We start from the raw sequence: 15,097 nt of genomic DNA, 5'->3' as shown, positions 1-15,097 counted from the left end.
GGTGATTATGGAAGGCAAGCCGCTGGGCGAGCTGCCGGTGATCCCCATCGGTCGCGTGAGACGATTGGTCCGAGTCTTGAGGGCTTGCCGTCGAATGGCGGCGTGCTAGGTAAGGCCCGCCGGCACCTTGCCGGATCGATCCTTCTCTCCACCGCGCCGAGTTATCCCATGCCGTTTTCTCCCGCCGCCGTCTGGCCCATCGTCATGCTGTTTGCCTCCAACATCTTCATGACCTTTGCCTGGTACGGGCATCTCAAGCACAAGAGCAGCGCCATCTTCCTCGCCATCATCGTCAGCTGGGGCATCGCCTTCTTCGAATATTGCTTGGCGGTGCCGGCGAACCGCATCGGGTCGGCGGTCTATACGACGGCGCAGCTGAAGACGATGCAGGAGGTGATCACGCTGATCGTCTTTTCCGGCTTCTCGATTTTTTGGCTCGGCGAGAACCTGACCTGGAACCATGCGATCGGCTTCGCCCTGATCGCAATTGGTGCATCTTTCATCTTCCGTGCATAAACTTTAGCCTTTTCAATAGATTACAAATCGTCCATGTCTAGATATCGCCACATTTCCTACAGATTGGCGTCGCAATCGGCTGGCAGCCTGTCACCTCAAGCATTTCCGTTTTTTCCGAGTCACTGAAATGCTCTGACTTTTTGTTTGCGCAATTCCGGACGCAAAACCGCAACGCACTTTTGCTGGAATTGCTTAGCAGTGATCAGGAGGTGATCTGCCATGAGCCTGTCTTTCCCGACGATGGCGGCGATCCGGTTCGGCTATGGCTTCCGGCCGGGCGAGGCGCCGCCGGACAGCAAGGACGAGCTCATCGGCCAGCTGCGCAAGGGGGCGGCGGCGACGCCGGACTTTCCGCTCGGTGGCCCCGACATGCGCCACCAGGCGATTCTCAGCCTGCAGGCGCAGTTGCAGCAGATCCGGCAAGACGCCAAGACGGTGACCGACGATACGACACAGCGCGAGATACGCAAAGGGGTCCAGCGCCAGGCGCAGCAGCAGTTTCAACATGATGCGAACCTGCGGCTGATGCAGGCGGTGCTGTCGCCGTACGGCTTCTACGAGCGGCTGGCGACCTTCTGGACAGACCATTTCTCCACCAGCGCCGACAAGAGCCTGCCGATGCGCCTGATCGTGCCGCTCTACGAGGCGGAGGCGATCCGGCCGTTCATATCAGGCAAGTTCGGGGATCTCTTGCGCAGTGCCACCGCCCATCCGGCCATGCTGATCTATCTCGACCAGGCGGATTCGCTCGGTCCGGATTCGGCCGGCGGCATCAAACGCAACAAGGGGCTGAACGAAAATCTCGGCCGTGAACTGCTGGAATTGCACACGCTCGGCGCCGGCAGCGGCTATACCCAGGCGGATGTGACCGCGGCAGCCATGGTGCTGACAGGCCTCACCATCGACCRCAAGGAGATGGACATCGCTTTCCGACCGAATATTTCGGAGCCCGGCGCGCATGAGGTGCTCGGCGTCAGCTATGGCGGGCGCAGGCGCTCGCGCGACGATTATCTCGACATGCTCGACGATCTCGCGCTCCATCCGAAGACGGCGGCGCACATCAGCCGGAAGCTCGCGGTGCATTTCATCTCCGACCAGCCCGACGAGGGGATGGTGTCCGATATGGCCGAAGCCTGGAAGAAGACGGATGGCGACCTGACCGCCGTCTACACTGCGATGCTCGACCATCCCGCCGCCTGGCGCGACGAGGGCGCCAAGGCGCGCCAGCCTTTCGACTATGTCGTCACCGGCCTGAGGGCATTGAATGCGGGACCGGTCAACGGCGTCGTAGGCAGTTTCCTGGCGGCCAACCAGCAAGGTACGGACGAGGGCGACATGGCGGCGAACACGCCTGGCATGGCAGGATCGCCGGTGCCGACGGATCCCGCCGGCGAGGCGAGGGAGAAACGCCTCAAAGCCTTCCAGACGGCGCGGGCGCTGGGGCAGGGCGCACTCAGGCGCATGGGCCAGCCGATCTGGCTGCCGCCGAGCCCGGCCGGTTACGAGGAAGGCTTCTCCGCCTGGATCACCGGCAGCCAGCTCGCCGAGCGGCTGGCCTGGGCGAGGCGGGCCGCGGCGCAGTTCGGTCGGGACGAAGATCCGCGCGAATTCCTGAAGTCGACGCTTGCTGATGCCGCCCGCGACGAGACGATCCGCGTGGTGTCGCAGGCGCCGAACAAGATCAGCGGGCTGACGCTGGTGTTGGCATCGCCCGAATTCAATCGCCGCTAAGCAGACTTTCGTTGGCAAGCCAACGCTTCGTCTGCTTAGCTTCTTTGTTTTATCGCAGGTTCTGGCCGGAAAACCGTTGGACACTTTTCCGGAACCTGCTTAGGAGGCCCCGCCCATGACGCTGCCCACGAACCGGATTTCGCTGTCCCGCCGCGGCTTTCTGGCCTCTGCCTGCTGTCTTGCCGCCGCCCCCGTCTTCACACCGGTCACTTTCGCGGCAATGCCGGGGGATAACCGCTTCGTCACCATCGTGCTGCGCGGCGCGATGGACGGGCTGGATCTGGTGCAGCCCTATGGCGATGCCGGTTTTGCAGCGCTCAGGCCGACCCTGGCGCTGACGCCCGAGACCGGGCTTCTCGACCTCGATGGGCATTTCGGCCTCAATCCAGCGGCGGCCGAGCTGATGCCGCTCTGGAAGAGCCGGGAGCTCGCCTTCGTGCATGCGGTGTCGACGCCCTACCGCGACCAGCGCAGCCATTTCGACGGGCAGGACATGCTGGAATCCGGCGGCGAGCATGTCGCCGAGGAAAAGACCGGCTGGCTGAACCGGGCGCTCGCCGTGATCCCGCGCTCGGACGCGCGCAAGGCGATCGACATCAACACCTCGACGGAACTGATCCTCTCTGGGCCGAACAATGTCGACGTCTGGGCGTCGGATTCCAATCTGGCGCCGGCGCGCGACGAGATGCAGTTCCTGGCACGGCTCTATGCCGGCGATCCGCCGTTCGCCGAAGCACTTGCCGAGGCGACGCGGGCCGACACCGCCTCGATGATGGTCGAGCCAGAGGGCCAGCACGGCGCAAAGATCGCCGACGTGGCGGCGCTCGCCGGCAACATGCTGAAGGGCGATTATCGCATTGCCAGCTTCTCGATCACCGGCTGGGATACGCATATCGGCCAGGCCGGCCAGTTCAAGCGGCCAGTGCAGGACCTCGCCCAGGCGATCAATACGCTGAAGGCGACACTCGGGCCCGAGATCTGGTCGAAGACCGTGGTGCTTGCCATGACCGAATTCGGCCGCACCGTGCGCCAGAACGGCTCAGCCGGCACCGACCACGGCACCGGCGGCTGCGCGCTGCTTGCCGGCGGCGGCGTCAACGGCGGCCGCATCCTCGGCCGTTGGCCGGGCATCGGCGACAGCCAGTTGCTCGACGACCGCGACCTGATGCCGACCACCGACCTACGCGAACTCGCCGCGGCAATGCTCTACCGGCAGTTCGATGTCAGCGCCGATGATTTGACGGGGAAGATCTTCCCGGGGCTGGGGTTCGACAAGGGGTCGCAGTTTCTGCGTGGGTGAGGCCCGGTCCCGCAAAGCGGGAGCGATCGATGCAGTGAATCGATCGCAGGGCCGAACGCCCTGAGCCCAAGCGAAGGGCCGGGCGGCATCGACGACAGGCCTTAGCGGCCGGTCATCTTGAGCGCTGCCTCGGGTAGCCGTTCGCCTTGGACCTCGATGCCGGAGAGGGCTGCGTCGATTTCGGCGAGGTCGTCGGCGAGCAGGTCGACGTCTACTGCCCCGAGGTTCTCTTCCAGCCGATGTTGCTTCGTCGTTCCCGGGATCGGTACGATCCACGGCTTTTGGGCCAGCAGCCAGGAAAGGGCTATCTGCGCGGGTGTGGCGCCCTTGCGGTCGCCGATCCGCCTGATCAGGTCGACGAGCGAAAAATTGGCCTTGCGCGCCTCAGGTGAAAAACGCGGCACGCTGTTGCGGAAATCGCTTGGATCGAACTTGGTGTTCTCATCGATCTTGCCGGTCAAAAAGCCTGCGCCGAGTGGGCTGAAGGGTACGAAGCCGATGCCGAGTTCCTCAAGGGCGGGCAGCAGTTCCGCCTCGGGGCCGCGCCAGAAGAGCGAATATTCGCTCTGGACGGCTGTCACCTTTTGAACGGCATGAGCGCGGCGGATTGTCTGGACGCCGGCTTCGGACAGGCCGAAATGCTTGACCTTACCGGCTGCGATCAGGTCCTTGACAGCGCCGGCCACGTCTTCGATCGGAACGTCGGGATCGACGCGGTGCTGGTAGAACAGGTCGATGCTGTCCGTCTTCAGGCGGCGCAGGCAAGCATCGGCAACCGCCTTGATATGTTCGGGGCGGCTGTTGGTGCCGGCGCGGCGTTCACCAGTTTGCTGGTCGATATCGAAGCCGAATTTTGTGGCGATGACCACCTGGTCGCGGATCGGTGCGAGCGCCTTGCCAACAAGCTCTTCATTCGCGAATGGGCCATAGGCTTCGGCCGTGTCGAACAAGGTGACGCCCTGCTGATGGGCGGTGCGCATCAATCTGATCATGTCGCCTTCGTCGGCGGGCGGGCCGTAAGCGGCGCTCATGCTCATGCAGCCCAGACCGAGCGCTGAGACTTCGAGATCGCCGATAATGCGTGTTTTCATGGTCGTGTCCGTTCGTGGCTTTGTATGGGCTTAGGGGTGAAGGCGCCGGCTCGGTGTCGCCGCTCTCGCAGTTGAGTTGACGGGAACTTAGTCCTCGTGTCAGCTTTCGATTAGATGCTGTAATGCGCATGGACCTATAAGGCGGACTAATGAATGCCCCAGGACAACAATTTCAACGAACTCGTGGCCTTTCTGACGGTCGCCCGGGAACGGAGTTTTACCAGGGCGGCCGCGAAGCTCGGCGTGTCGCAATCGGCGTTGAGCCAGACGGTGCGCGGTCTCGAAGAAAAGCTCGGGCTTCGTCTTTTGACCCGCACGACCAGAAGCGTGTCGCCGACACAGGCAGGAGAACGCCTGGTGGAACGGGTGGGACCCAGATTTGAAGAGATCCAGTTCGAGATCGCCGCCCTGAGCGAAATGCGCGAGCGACCGGCCGGCACCATTCGCATCACGGCAGGCGAGCACTCCGCGATTTCCATTCTCGCGCCGGCACTGACGCGCTTTCTTCCAGATCATCCCGATATCAACGTCGAGGTGATCGTCGACTATGGCCTGACCGACATCGTCACCGAGCGTTACGACGCCGGCATCCGGCTCGGCGAGCAATTGGCGAAGGACATGATCGCGGTCCGGATCGGTCCGGAGATGTGCATGGCGGTCGTCGGAGCGCCCTCCTACTTCGAGCGCCATCCGCGCCCGGATATCCCGCAGGATCTCACGGCTCACAACTGCATCAACATGCGGCTGCCGACACACGGGACGATTTATCCATGGGAGTTCGAGAAGGACGGCCGCGAACTGCGCGTCCGTGTCGAGGGCCAGATGGTGTTCAACAACATCGCCATGAGGATCGGCGCCGTGCTGGACGGGCTGGGACTGGCCTACATGCCCGAGGATCAGGTTCATTCCTACATCGAAGACGGGCGGCTGATCCGGGTTCTGGAGGACTGGTGCCAGCCCTTTCCAGGATACCATCTCTACTATCCGAACAGGCGGCATGCATCTCCCGCCTTCACCCTGTTCGTCGATGCGCTCCGCTATAGAGGAAAGTAGTTCCGATTTTATTCCATCACGGCTTATCAACAGCTTGTGATTAATTAGTCTTGCTAATAGACCCTAGCTGCCCGAGCCGTCTAATCCTTTCCCTCCCGTGCCGCTAGCTTCTCGCCATCTGAAACGAAGCGAGAAGCCGACATGCGATATGGATTGTCCAACACCCTGGCCGCATTGCTGCTTGCCTCAGCGCAGCTTGCCGCGCCATTGGCGACGGCTGCCGATGCGGTAAAGCCCGAGCCATTGGTCATCCAGGAGCAGGGTAGTTTTGCCGTCGGGGGAATCACTACGGCAGCGCCTGGCACTTTCGATCCGCTGAAGCCTCTCGATCCCGCCGGCCAGACCTATCACGGCGATCATGCCTTTGCCTTCTATCAGGTGCCGGCAAACCCGCGTCAGTACCCGATCGTGATGTGGCACGGTGCCGGACAATTCTCCAAGACCTGGGAGACGACGCCCGACGGCCGCGAAGGCTTCCAGAACATCTTCCTGCGTCGAGGCTTCTCCACCTATCTCGTCGACCAGCCGCGCCGGGGCGGGGCTGGGCGGAGCATGGCCGAGACAACAGTGAAGCCGACGGCAGACGAGCAGCTCTGGTTCAACCAGTTTCGCGTCGGCATCTGGCCGAACTATTTCGACAGCGTGCAATTCTCCCGTGATCCGGAAGCGCTGAACCAGTACTTCCGCGCGATGACGCCGAACACCGGGCCGTTCGACATGGACGTCGTGTCGAACGCGGTGGCAAAGCTGTTCGAGAAAATCGGTCCCGGCATTCTTTTCACTCACTCGCAGGGCGGCGGACCCGGCTGGCTGACGGCCATCAAGAGCGACAAGGTCAAGGCCATCGTCGCCTTCGAACCCGGCAGCAGCTTCGTGTTCCCGGCAGGCGAAGTTCCTGCCGATATGCCGAGCGCCTTCGACACGCTGAAGGGTGTGCCGGTGCCGATGGACGACTTTCTCAAACTGACGAAGATCCCGATCGTCATCTATTACGGCGACAACATCCCCGACCAGCCGACGACGATGCCGGCGCAGGACAGCTGGCGGGTGCGCCTGGCAATGACCCGCCTGTGGCGCGACACCGTGAACAAGCATGGCGGCGATGTCACCGTCGTGCACCTTCCAGAGATCGGCATCCGCGGCAATACACACTTCCCGTTCTCCGACCTGAACAACGTAGAGATCGCCGACCTGGTCTCGACCTTCCTCCGCGAGAAGAAGCTCGACTGATCCGCCTCGGACGCGGTGCGGCGCTGCTCTGGCCCAAAGGCCCGGTCGTGCAGGCAGCGAGCCCGTTTGTATCCTGCTCAGAGCCCATACGATCTGCAGACTAAGGGAAACATATCCATGCGTGATCTCTTCAAACGTGTTCCCATCCTTCTTGCCTTGGCCAGCGCTGTCGTTCTCGTTGGTTGGCAAGTCGACGCGGAGCCGAACCGGACGACGCTGCCCGAATTGGCAGGCCTCGTTCACTATACGACCGTCAGACGGGGGAACGTGACCGAGCACATCATGACGACGAACGAAGCCATGCAGGCCGTGAAGAACGGGCAGCGTGTTCCCGCGGGCACGCACTTCGTGCTGGTCGATTACCGCGACGGGGAAATCTATCGCACCTTCGTCATGGAAAAGGGTTCGGGCTGGGGCGGCGACTATGATGAAGACCGTCGCACCGGCGACTGGCAGTTCCAATGGTTCAAGCCGGACGGCAGCGTCAACATGGCCGAGAACACGGCGCGATGCCAGTCCTGTCATTCGTCCAGGGCCGACGAAGACTTCCTCTACACGCTCGATGCTCTCAAGGAATTTAACGGAGCCGTCATTGACTAGGCCGGATAAAATCCCCGGCGAGGGCGTCGCATCGTGAGTCTCATGATACGCCTCGTGCTCGATTTCACCGCGGCCGGGCTGCTTCTGGCCGCGCTCGCCTACTGGTGGCTCGACAACACCTCGCATGAGCTGATCGGCACCGGCATGTTCATCCTTCTCCTATCGCACAACGTCTTCAACAGGCGGTGGTGGGCGAGGCTTCCGAAGGCGGCGCGCGGTCGGCCAAACCTTCTGACAAACGCGTCGAATATCTCGATCGCCCTGGCGATATCAGCTTTGCTGGTGACCAGCGTGCTGATTTCCCGCTCGGTGTTTGCTTTCCTTCCCTTGAACGGCGGGCCGACGGCGCGCGAAATTCACATCCTTGCGGCCTACTGGGCGTTCGTCCTCGCAGCCGTCCATCTCGGCCTTCACTGGTCGATGATCATGGCCGTCATAGGCGGGCTTTTACGGGTCGGTGCTCCAAACGCGATCAGGACTGCATCCCTTCGCGCTGCCACGGGCGCAATAGCGGCGTGGGGCATCCACAGCCTGTTCGTCATGGGAATCGGAGACCGGCTGATTGCCCGGCCATCGATCGATTTCTGGGACTTCCAGGAGTCCACGATCGGGTTCTTCCTGCATCACATCGCGATCCTGGGGACGTGTGCGTGCGCTGCGCACTATGCGGCCGTTTCGTTGCGTTGGGCGGGTGGGGTAAAGCAGAGGACGGATGCGGGCGTGTGATGTGTGCTACGGCTTTTGGGGTGCAGTCTGTGGTTGCGGCTCTCCCGGCCCTTCGCTTGGGCTCAGGGCGTTCGAAGCTGCAATCGATTCACTGGATCGATTGCTCCCGCTTTGCGGGACCGCTTCTCACCCCAACACATCATAAAGACGGAAGATGAAGCTGATTTGGTAGATCAGGTTGGCGATGACGAAGGTGGCGTGGAAGCGGCGGTTGGGGGTCCAGGCGGCGATGGCGCAGAGGAGGATGTAGACGATGTTGCGAGCTGGGTATTCCCAGCCGAGGGAGAGGATGCGCTCATGGCCCTTGATTGCCGTGTCGAGAATATCGACGGCGTAGGTGAGGCCGAGGATACCGAAGAACCATTTGCGCCGGGAAATGAAATATTCCTCGTAGCCGCCATATTCGTCGAGCGAGGCAGGAAAGAGCAGGGCGCAAAGCAGGAAAAACAGACTGCAGAAGCAGATCAGGAAGAGATAGATGCCGAAGCCGATCGCAGGCACGGCCTGCAGGCGATATTCCCACCACCAGATATGGATGATGAAGAGGAACATCGATAGCGCCCAGCCGAGATGGATGGGATAGACCTTGGCCTTGGCGGGATGCTGGACGATGCCGGCAAGGCCGGTGAGCACTCTCGCGAGCGAAAGGCTGATGACCATGCCCATCACCACCTTGATGTGAAGGAAGACCTCCGGCGAGCTGACCGTTTCCATGCGTTCGATCCTTGGCTTGTCACTCCTCGGGGACTTGCTTCGGTTTGCCCTCTTCGTCGAGCGCCACCATGATGAAGGTGCCGGCGGTGACCTTTTCCTGCTGGTTGTAGCGCGAACGATGCGCCCAGGCTTCGACGATCAGCGTGATCGAGGTGCGGCCGACACGGTCGATATCAGTATAGACGGAAAGCGTGTCGCCGATCTTGACCGGCAGCTCGAAGGCCATCTCTTTGACGGCGGCGGTTACGACGCGGCCCTTGGCGCGCTCGGCCGCACGGATGCCTGAGGCAAGGTCCATCTGCGCCATGACCCAGCCACCGAAGATATCGCCGGCCGGATTGGCGTCGCCCGGCATGGCAAGCGTCCTCAGCGTCAGTTCGCCTCTCGGCTTGGCGGCATCGGTCATCAAGTCTTCTCCATCTGGTGCGGGCCACGGGCCGGCGATTCACTGGGAAGCACCCTAGTGCAAAGGCTGTGGGGTGTAAAAGGCGGCAAGGCCAAGCGCTACGGACGGCCGACGGGAAAAATGTTGCTGCCGTTTCCGATTGAAATTTCATTCGATTTCAAATGGTTGAATTTTGCAGCTTTCACCTGACCTTACGTTATTTAATATTTTTCTAATTAAGCTTTACGCTCCAGTAATTCCGGCAATTCAGAATGCGATCGATCTCAAATACAAGAATCGCCGGGAACCTCATGCGCAACGTCAAGATTTCCACCCGCCTTTACTGCCTCGTCGCATTCGCGCTTGCCGTGCTCGCTGCGACGATGGTCTTCTTTCTGAACTATTCCTATTCTGAGCTGGAAGCGGAGCGGAAGGCGGGGCTGGCGCAAATGGATGCAACGGCGCTCGGCATCTTCGACAAATATTACAAGATGGAACAGGCGGGCACGATGACCCGCGAACAGGCGCAGGCGGCCGCCAAGGACGTGATCGGCGCGATGCGCTACGGCGCCGACGGTTATTTCTGGATCAACGACATGCACCCCACCATGGTGATGCACCCGATCAAGCCGCAGCTGAACGGCACCGATATCTCCCAGATGAAGGATCCGACCGGCAAGTTCCTGTTCGTCGAGTTCGTCAACAAGGTGAAGAAGGACGGCAAGGGCTTCGTCGATTATCTTTGGCCGAAGCCGGGCGCCGACCAGCCAGTGCTGAAATATTCCTATGTCGCCGGTTTCGAGCCCTGGGGCTGGATCGTCGGCACCGGTGTCTATGCGGATGACCTTGCCGCGCTCTATCGCCAGAACGCGATGTGGGCCGCGCTGCTCTGCCTGCTCGGGGCCGCCGCGACGATCGCCATCGCCTATGCCATCGTGCGCAGCGTGACGGCGCCGATCGCTCGGTTGAAGGCGGCGATGAACGCGATTGCGGCCGAAGAGGCATCGGTGGAGATCGCCGGCAGCGACCGTCGCGACGAGATCGGCCAGATGGCCAAGGTGCTGCTGGTGCTGCGCGACTCCGTCGACGAGCGTAGTGCGCTACGCGGGCGGGAGGACGAAAGGCAGCGCCAGATCGAAGAAGAGCGCCGCGGCAACGAGGCAAGCCTGCGTTCGGTGTCCGAGCGGCAAACCCAAGCGATGCAGGCGCTCGGCGTCGGCCTTGAGAAACTCGCGGGCGGCGACCTGACGGTTACGATCGGCGATATCGGCGAGGATTACGCCAAGCTGAGGGGCGATTTCAACGCCGCCGTCGACGCGCTGAACGGCGTGATCCATGCGATCGCCGAATCGAGCCATGTCGTCAACGAAAGTGCTTCCGACATCAGCGAGGCGACCGGCAACCTGTCGAAGCGTACGGAACAGCAGGCTGCCGCACTCGAAGAGACCGCGGCAGCGCTCGACGAGATCACCGCGACCGTCAAGACCGCATCCGAGCGCGCAAACGAGGCCCGCGAGATGGTCACTGAGACCAAGGCGAGCGCCGGAAAATCCGGCGAGATCGTTCGCAATGCGGTCACCGCGATGGGCCGGATCGAAGAATCCTCCAACCGTATCAGCCAGATCATCTCCGTCATCGACGAGATCGCCTTCCAGACCAACCTGCTGGCGCTAAATGCCGGTGTCGAGGCCGCACGTGCCGGTGAGGCGGGCCGCGGCTTTGCCGTCGTCGCCCAGGAGGTGCGCGAACTCGCCCAGCGTTCCGCCAATGCGGCCAAGGAGATCAAGGCGCTGATCAGCCGCTCGGCGGCCGAAGTCGAGGGCGGCGTGGCGCTGGTGCGCTCGACCGGTGACGCGCTGTTGGAGATCGAGGCGCTGGTCAACCGCGTCAACGATCACGTCGTGTCGATCGCCACGGCGGCGCGCGAGCAGTCGACCGGGCTGAACGAGATCAATAGCTCCGTCAACCATATGGACCAGATGACACAGCAGAACGCTGCCATGGTCGAGGAAACGACGGCGGCAAGCCGCACGCTTGCCGACGAAAGCACCCAGCTGAAAACGCTACTCGCGAATTTCCGCCTGCGCGGCGGTGAACCTCAGGCCCAGCGTTACACGCAGCAGATCCTCGGCACAAAGGCCGAGGATGACGGAGGAGGGGAAGGCGGACTTTGTCATCAGTCATAGTCGTTGCAGCTCTCCTCTATACTCGCTCCCGACTATAGACGATCGACCTTGGCCGCATTTCCAAGCTTTTCAGAGGACTATACGTTACGGCAGTTCTTGGTAAAAAGCAGCGGATTCAATCAGTAAGCGAATGTAATTGCAATTATTCTGCTAATATGCTTCATTCAGGTTGTACTTGAGGGACGGGGCATTTCAAAGCTAGCGATAGCTACCGTAACGGAAGCCAACACAATTCTCCAATTTCTCTAAATATCCGAGACCACAGTCCCGGCGGCTTTGGCATGGCCGCCGTCTGTTCCCCTGCATTGGGGATCGATGAAACCGACCTTTTGCCGCCTGCAGTCGTCCGCATCGAATGCCGCTGCCCTCAATCACTCCGCTGGCGGAAACCTCAAGGGGTTTCCGTCACCGCATTCCAGCTTTGCAACCGAGGGAGGCCCGAAATGGCTCAGAGCAAGCATGGTTCGCCTGTGAGAGGTATGGATAACGTCGCGCAATCGAGTGTTCGCGATCAGAGGTTCGGGAGGATGTTCCGCAACCTGCCGTCCGCCGCATTTACCGAAGCGGCGCTCGTCGATCTCGCGAAGACGATGTTCCAGGGGGAGTTCGCGGAGAAGATCAAGGATCACGAGCCCGTCGATGTTGCGCTCAACGAGAGGGAGCCTGAAGACGAAAACCCGGCGATTCCTGCCGGCTTCACCTATTTCGGGCAGTTTCTCGATCATGACATTACCTTCGATCCCGCCTCGTCGCTTGATCGATTCAACGATCCCAATGCCCTGCAGGATTTCCGTACGCCACGTCTGGACCTGGATTCGGTCTATGGCTCAGGCCCGGCCGACCAGCCTTTCCTTTATGACGACGACGAGCTTCACATGCTTCTCGGGACGGACAAGGATTTCGACAAGGCGCGAAACAACCGCCCCGATCTGCCGAGGAACAACGCCTCGATCCGGCGCGCGCTGCTTGGCGATAAGCGCAATGATGAAAACCTGATCGTCTCGCAACTTCACACCACCTTCCTCAGATTTCACAACAGGGTGGTGGATACACTGGGTACCCGCGATTTCGAGCTCTGTCAGCAGACGGTGCGCTGGCACTACCAGTGGATCGTTCTGCATGATTTCCTGCCCAGGATAATCGGTCAGGAGACTTATGAGCGCGTCATCGTCGGACGAGGCGAAAAGCCTGTCATTCGTTTCTACAATCCGCAGGGCCGGTATGCCTTTATCCCGGTCGAATTCTCGGTCGCAGCTTACCGATATGGCCATACGATGGTGAGGCCGAGCTATTCCCTCAACAGGATCGTGACGAAGGCCAGGCCCGACGAGCAGCCATTCAATGGAAAAATGGCAAAGTTCAACCGCATCCCGATATTCTCCTTGACCGACGTGGCGCAGGAGCCGCTGGCGAATTTGAACGGGTTCCGCGAGCTTCCCGACTTCTGGTCGATCGATTGGGCCTTCTTCTTCGACGGGGTCGCTCCGGATGGAGCGCCGCCCCCGGGCGCCATTCTGCCGCAACCCTCCTACAAGCTCGATACGCTGCTGGTCGATCCGTTGACCAGCCTGCCTGATCATCAGAGGGAGCCGATCAAGATCCGCAGGGCGCTCGCCGCCTTGAACCTTTTGCGCGGCTGGCGCCTCGGACTGCCTTCTGGCCAGGCGGTCGCCCGCCACATGGAAATGGAGGCGCTGTCGGACGAGCAGCTGTTCGACAGCGAGGATGCCGACAGGAAGGAGGCGCGTGGCAAATTGCTGATCGATCATCCCGGCATCTTCAACGGCAACGCGCCGCTCTGGTTCTACATCCTGCGTGAGGCGGAGATCGCAGGGAACAGCCAGCATCTCGGACCGGTCGGCGGTACGATCATTGCCGAGGTCATCGCCGGCCTCATCCGCGAGGATCGCCACTCGTTCCTGGCGCAATGGCCGAAGTGGCGGCCGACATTGCCGAGCGCTGTGGCGGGTCATTTCACCATGGCCGATCTGATCAACTTCACGAACGGGTAGCCGATCTCGCGCAGCGCGAAACTGCGCTGGGCCTCGTGACTCAACCTTGAAAAGGCCGCGAGAGCGGCCTTTTTCGCGTTCATCGCCTTCAGATTGCGCGGGTAAGCTTTCGTTCACCGTTTTTTATTAAATTTGGAGTGAGTTTTTTCGGTCACTGCCCAGCCAGCCTGCGGAAGCGATAAGAGTATGGCGTTTGTTTCCTTTCCTCGGCGAACCCTTTTGCCCGTTATCCTCTCGGCGGCGCTGACGACCTGTTCGATCAGCGACGGACTGGTGCCGCCGGCCAATGTCGACAACGGCACCAGGGTCAGCTCGATCTCGCCGTCGCGGGGGGCAGCGCGCATGGCGCCTGCCGTGCGCATGGCGCCGGTGGAGAGCCAGGCCTCCTATCCGGTTTCCAGCGCGCCCGTCGGCAATAGCCAGGGCTCGGTCGATTATCTCGACACGCCAAACCTTGCCGGCACCGGCCATGCCGCCCAAGCCGCGCCACAGGCGCGGCGGGGCAAGCTGCCGATGATCGACAGCGACGAGGCGTTAGCGCAGCAGAACCAGAACTGGGGCGGCACGCAGGCGCTTGCGATCCCGTCCGGCGGCGTCAACATGGATGACGATCTCGGGGCCGAGCCGGTTGTCGGGCTGGCGCAGGAACAACAGCAACAGATCGCCGAGGGCAATGCCACCGAGCCGGTTGTCGACGGCATCGGTACCGACAATCCGACGCAGCTCAACCAGCCCATGCGCCAGCCCCCGCAGCAGCCAATGCCGCAGCCGGCGGCCGAGGCACAGATGAGCCGGGCGCCCGCCTGGAACGACGGCAKCCCTGTGGTGGCGCCGACCCGTGTTCCCGAAGAGGACGAGAGCGAAGAGGTCGCGATGCTGCGGCCGAACAATCCGATGATGAGCGAACCGGCGGCACCCGTCGATCCCAGCGTCATGCCGTCCTCCGAGCTTGCCTGCCGGCGCGAGTTGAAGCGCATGGGCGTCCTCTTTGATGACAAGCCGCCGATTTCGAACGGGCCGGCCTGCCAGGTGCCTTATCCGGTGTCGCTGAAGGGGCTTTCCGGCAATATCGGCGTGCGCCCGGCTGTGACGCTGAACTGCCAGGTGACGCTCGCCTTCGCCAAATGGGTGAAGAACGAACTGGCACCGTCCGCCCGCTATCGCTACTGGAGCGGCATCAAGACGATCCAGCCGCTCGGCGGCTATTCCTGCCGGCGCATGAACAACAGCCGGCAGAAATACAATCCTATGTCGGAACACGCCCGCGGCAACGCCATCGACGTCGGCAAGTTCGTGCTGAAGAACGGCCACGAGATCGACGTGCGCAAGAAGGGCCTGTTCTCGCTCCGCGAGGGGCGGCTGCTGAAGGCGGTGCGCAGCGACAGCTGCCGTTATTTCAACACCGTGCTCGGGCCGGGCAGCAACCCGGAGCACTGGAACCACTTCCACTTCGATCTTCGCTCCCGCAAGAGCGGCAAGGCCTATTGCGACTGATGCATGTCCTCCTAAACCATGCGGCGGATGCTGATGTTGCGGCCGCAATTGGGCCTGGC

The 15,097-nt window shown here is 61.7% G+C and carries 13 protein-coding genes; 10 read left to right on the top strand and 3 right to left on the bottom strand.

Going from position 1 to position 15,097, the window contains the following annotated elements; translation table 11 throughout:
* The first annotated feature begins 168 nt into the window (after positions 1-168).
* The 3 genes from AC1ECN_RS15305 to AC1ECN_RS15295 all read left to right on the top strand — a co-directional run bounded on the left by AC1ECN_RS15305 (position 169) and on the right by AC1ECN_RS15295 (position 3,547).
* Entirely contained in the window at positions 169-516 is a 348-nt protein-coding gene (locus AC1ECN_RS15305; RefSeq protein WP_018074486.1) for a DMT family protein, read from the top strand.
* Positions 517-735: 219 nt separating this feature from the next.
* Positions 736-2,247, top strand: coding sequence for a DUF1800 domain-containing protein (locus tag AC1ECN_RS15300; protein WP_477953451.1), 1,512 nt, complete (start codon positions 736-738; stop codon positions 2,245-2,247).
* A 115-nt stretch (positions 2,248-2,362) separates the two neighbouring features.
* Complete coding sequence (locus AC1ECN_RS15295; RefSeq protein ID WP_130672741.1) at positions 2,363-3,547, top strand: DUF1501 domain-containing protein; 1,185 nt, start codon at positions 2,363-2,365, stop codon at positions 3,545-3,547.
* Between the two features lie 101 nt (positions 3,548-3,648).
* Here the strand turns inward: AC1ECN_RS15295 and AC1ECN_RS15290 are convergent, their stop codons facing one another.
* A complete protein-coding gene (locus tag AC1ECN_RS15290; RefSeq protein WP_130672740.1) occupies positions 3,649-4,638 on the bottom strand; it encodes an aldo/keto reductase in 990 nt (329 codons plus the stop codon).
* A 153-nt stretch (positions 4,639-4,791) separates the two neighbouring features.
* Here AC1ECN_RS15290 and AC1ECN_RS15285 point away from each other — a divergent pair, with 153 nt between their 5' ends.
* The 4 genes from AC1ECN_RS15285 (at position 4,792) to AC1ECN_RS15270 (ending at position 8,247) form a co-directional block, all read left to right on the top strand.
* On the top strand, positions 4,792-5,691 hold the full coding sequence (locus AC1ECN_RS15285) for a LysR family transcriptional regulator (RefSeq protein WP_130672739.1): 900 nt from the start codon (positions 4,792-4,794) through the stop codon (positions 5,689-5,691).
* Positions 5,692-5,832: 141 nt separating this feature from the next.
* Positions 5,833-6,921 (top strand): alpha/beta hydrolase, encoded by a 1,089-nt coding sequence (locus AC1ECN_RS15280; protein ID WP_130672738.1) that lies wholly within the window; start codon positions 5,833-5,835, stop codon positions 6,919-6,921.
* Between the two features lie 117 nt (positions 6,922-7,038).
* Positions 7,039-7,521 (top strand): cytochrome P460 family protein, encoded by a 483-nt coding sequence (locus tag AC1ECN_RS15275; RefSeq protein ID WP_130672737.1) that lies wholly within the window; start codon positions 7,039-7,041, stop codon positions 7,519-7,521.
* Positions 7,522-7,563: 42 nt separating this feature from the next.
* A complete protein-coding gene (locus AC1ECN_RS15270) occupies positions 7,564-8,247 on the top strand; it encodes a DUF4405 domain-containing protein (protein WP_130673535.1) in 684 nt (227 codons plus the stop codon).
* A 126-nt stretch (positions 8,248-8,373) separates the two neighbouring features.
* Here AC1ECN_RS15270 and AC1ECN_RS15265 read toward each other — a convergent pair whose 3' ends face one another.
* Both AC1ECN_RS15265 and AC1ECN_RS15260 read right to left on the bottom strand, forming a co-directional pair.
* Complete coding sequence (locus AC1ECN_RS15265; RefSeq protein ID WP_018074495.1) at positions 8,374-8,961, bottom strand: hypothetical protein; 588 nt, start codon at positions 8,959-8,961, stop codon at positions 8,374-8,376.
* A gap of 19 nt (positions 8,962-8,980) precedes the next feature.
* Complete coding sequence (locus AC1ECN_RS15260; protein ID WP_012757923.1) at positions 8,981-9,367, bottom strand: acyl-CoA thioesterase; 387 nt, start codon at positions 9,365-9,367, stop codon at positions 8,981-8,983.
* 290 nt (positions 9,368-9,657) lie between these two features.
* Between AC1ECN_RS15260 and AC1ECN_RS15255 the strand changes: the two genes are divergently transcribed.
* The 3 genes from AC1ECN_RS15255 to AC1ECN_RS15245 all read left to right on the top strand — a co-directional run bounded on the left by AC1ECN_RS15255 (position 9,658) and on the right by AC1ECN_RS15245 (position 15,038).
* A complete protein-coding gene (locus AC1ECN_RS15255; RefSeq protein WP_477953448.1) occupies positions 9,658-11,532 on the top strand; it encodes a methyl-accepting chemotaxis protein in 1,875 nt (624 codons plus the stop codon).
* A 443-nt stretch (positions 11,533-11,975) separates the two neighbouring features.
* Positions 11,976-13,544 (top strand): peroxidase family protein, encoded by a 1,569-nt coding sequence (locus AC1ECN_RS15250; protein ID WP_245484722.1) that lies wholly within the window; start codon positions 11,976-11,978, stop codon positions 13,542-13,544.
* Between the two features lie 186 nt (positions 13,545-13,730).
* Positions 13,731-15,038 carry an extensin-like domain-containing protein gene (locus AC1ECN_RS15245; RefSeq protein WP_477953446.1) on the top strand — a complete coding sequence of 436 codons (1,308 nt, stop codon included), beginning with the start codon at positions 13,731-13,733 and terminating at the stop codon, positions 15,036-15,038.
* Positions 15,039-15,097: the final 59 nt, after the last annotated feature.

It is taken from the genome of Rhizobium sp. 01N447_2, from assembly GCF_056399245.1.
This window is presented reverse-complemented; position numbering and strand designations above follow the sequence as displayed.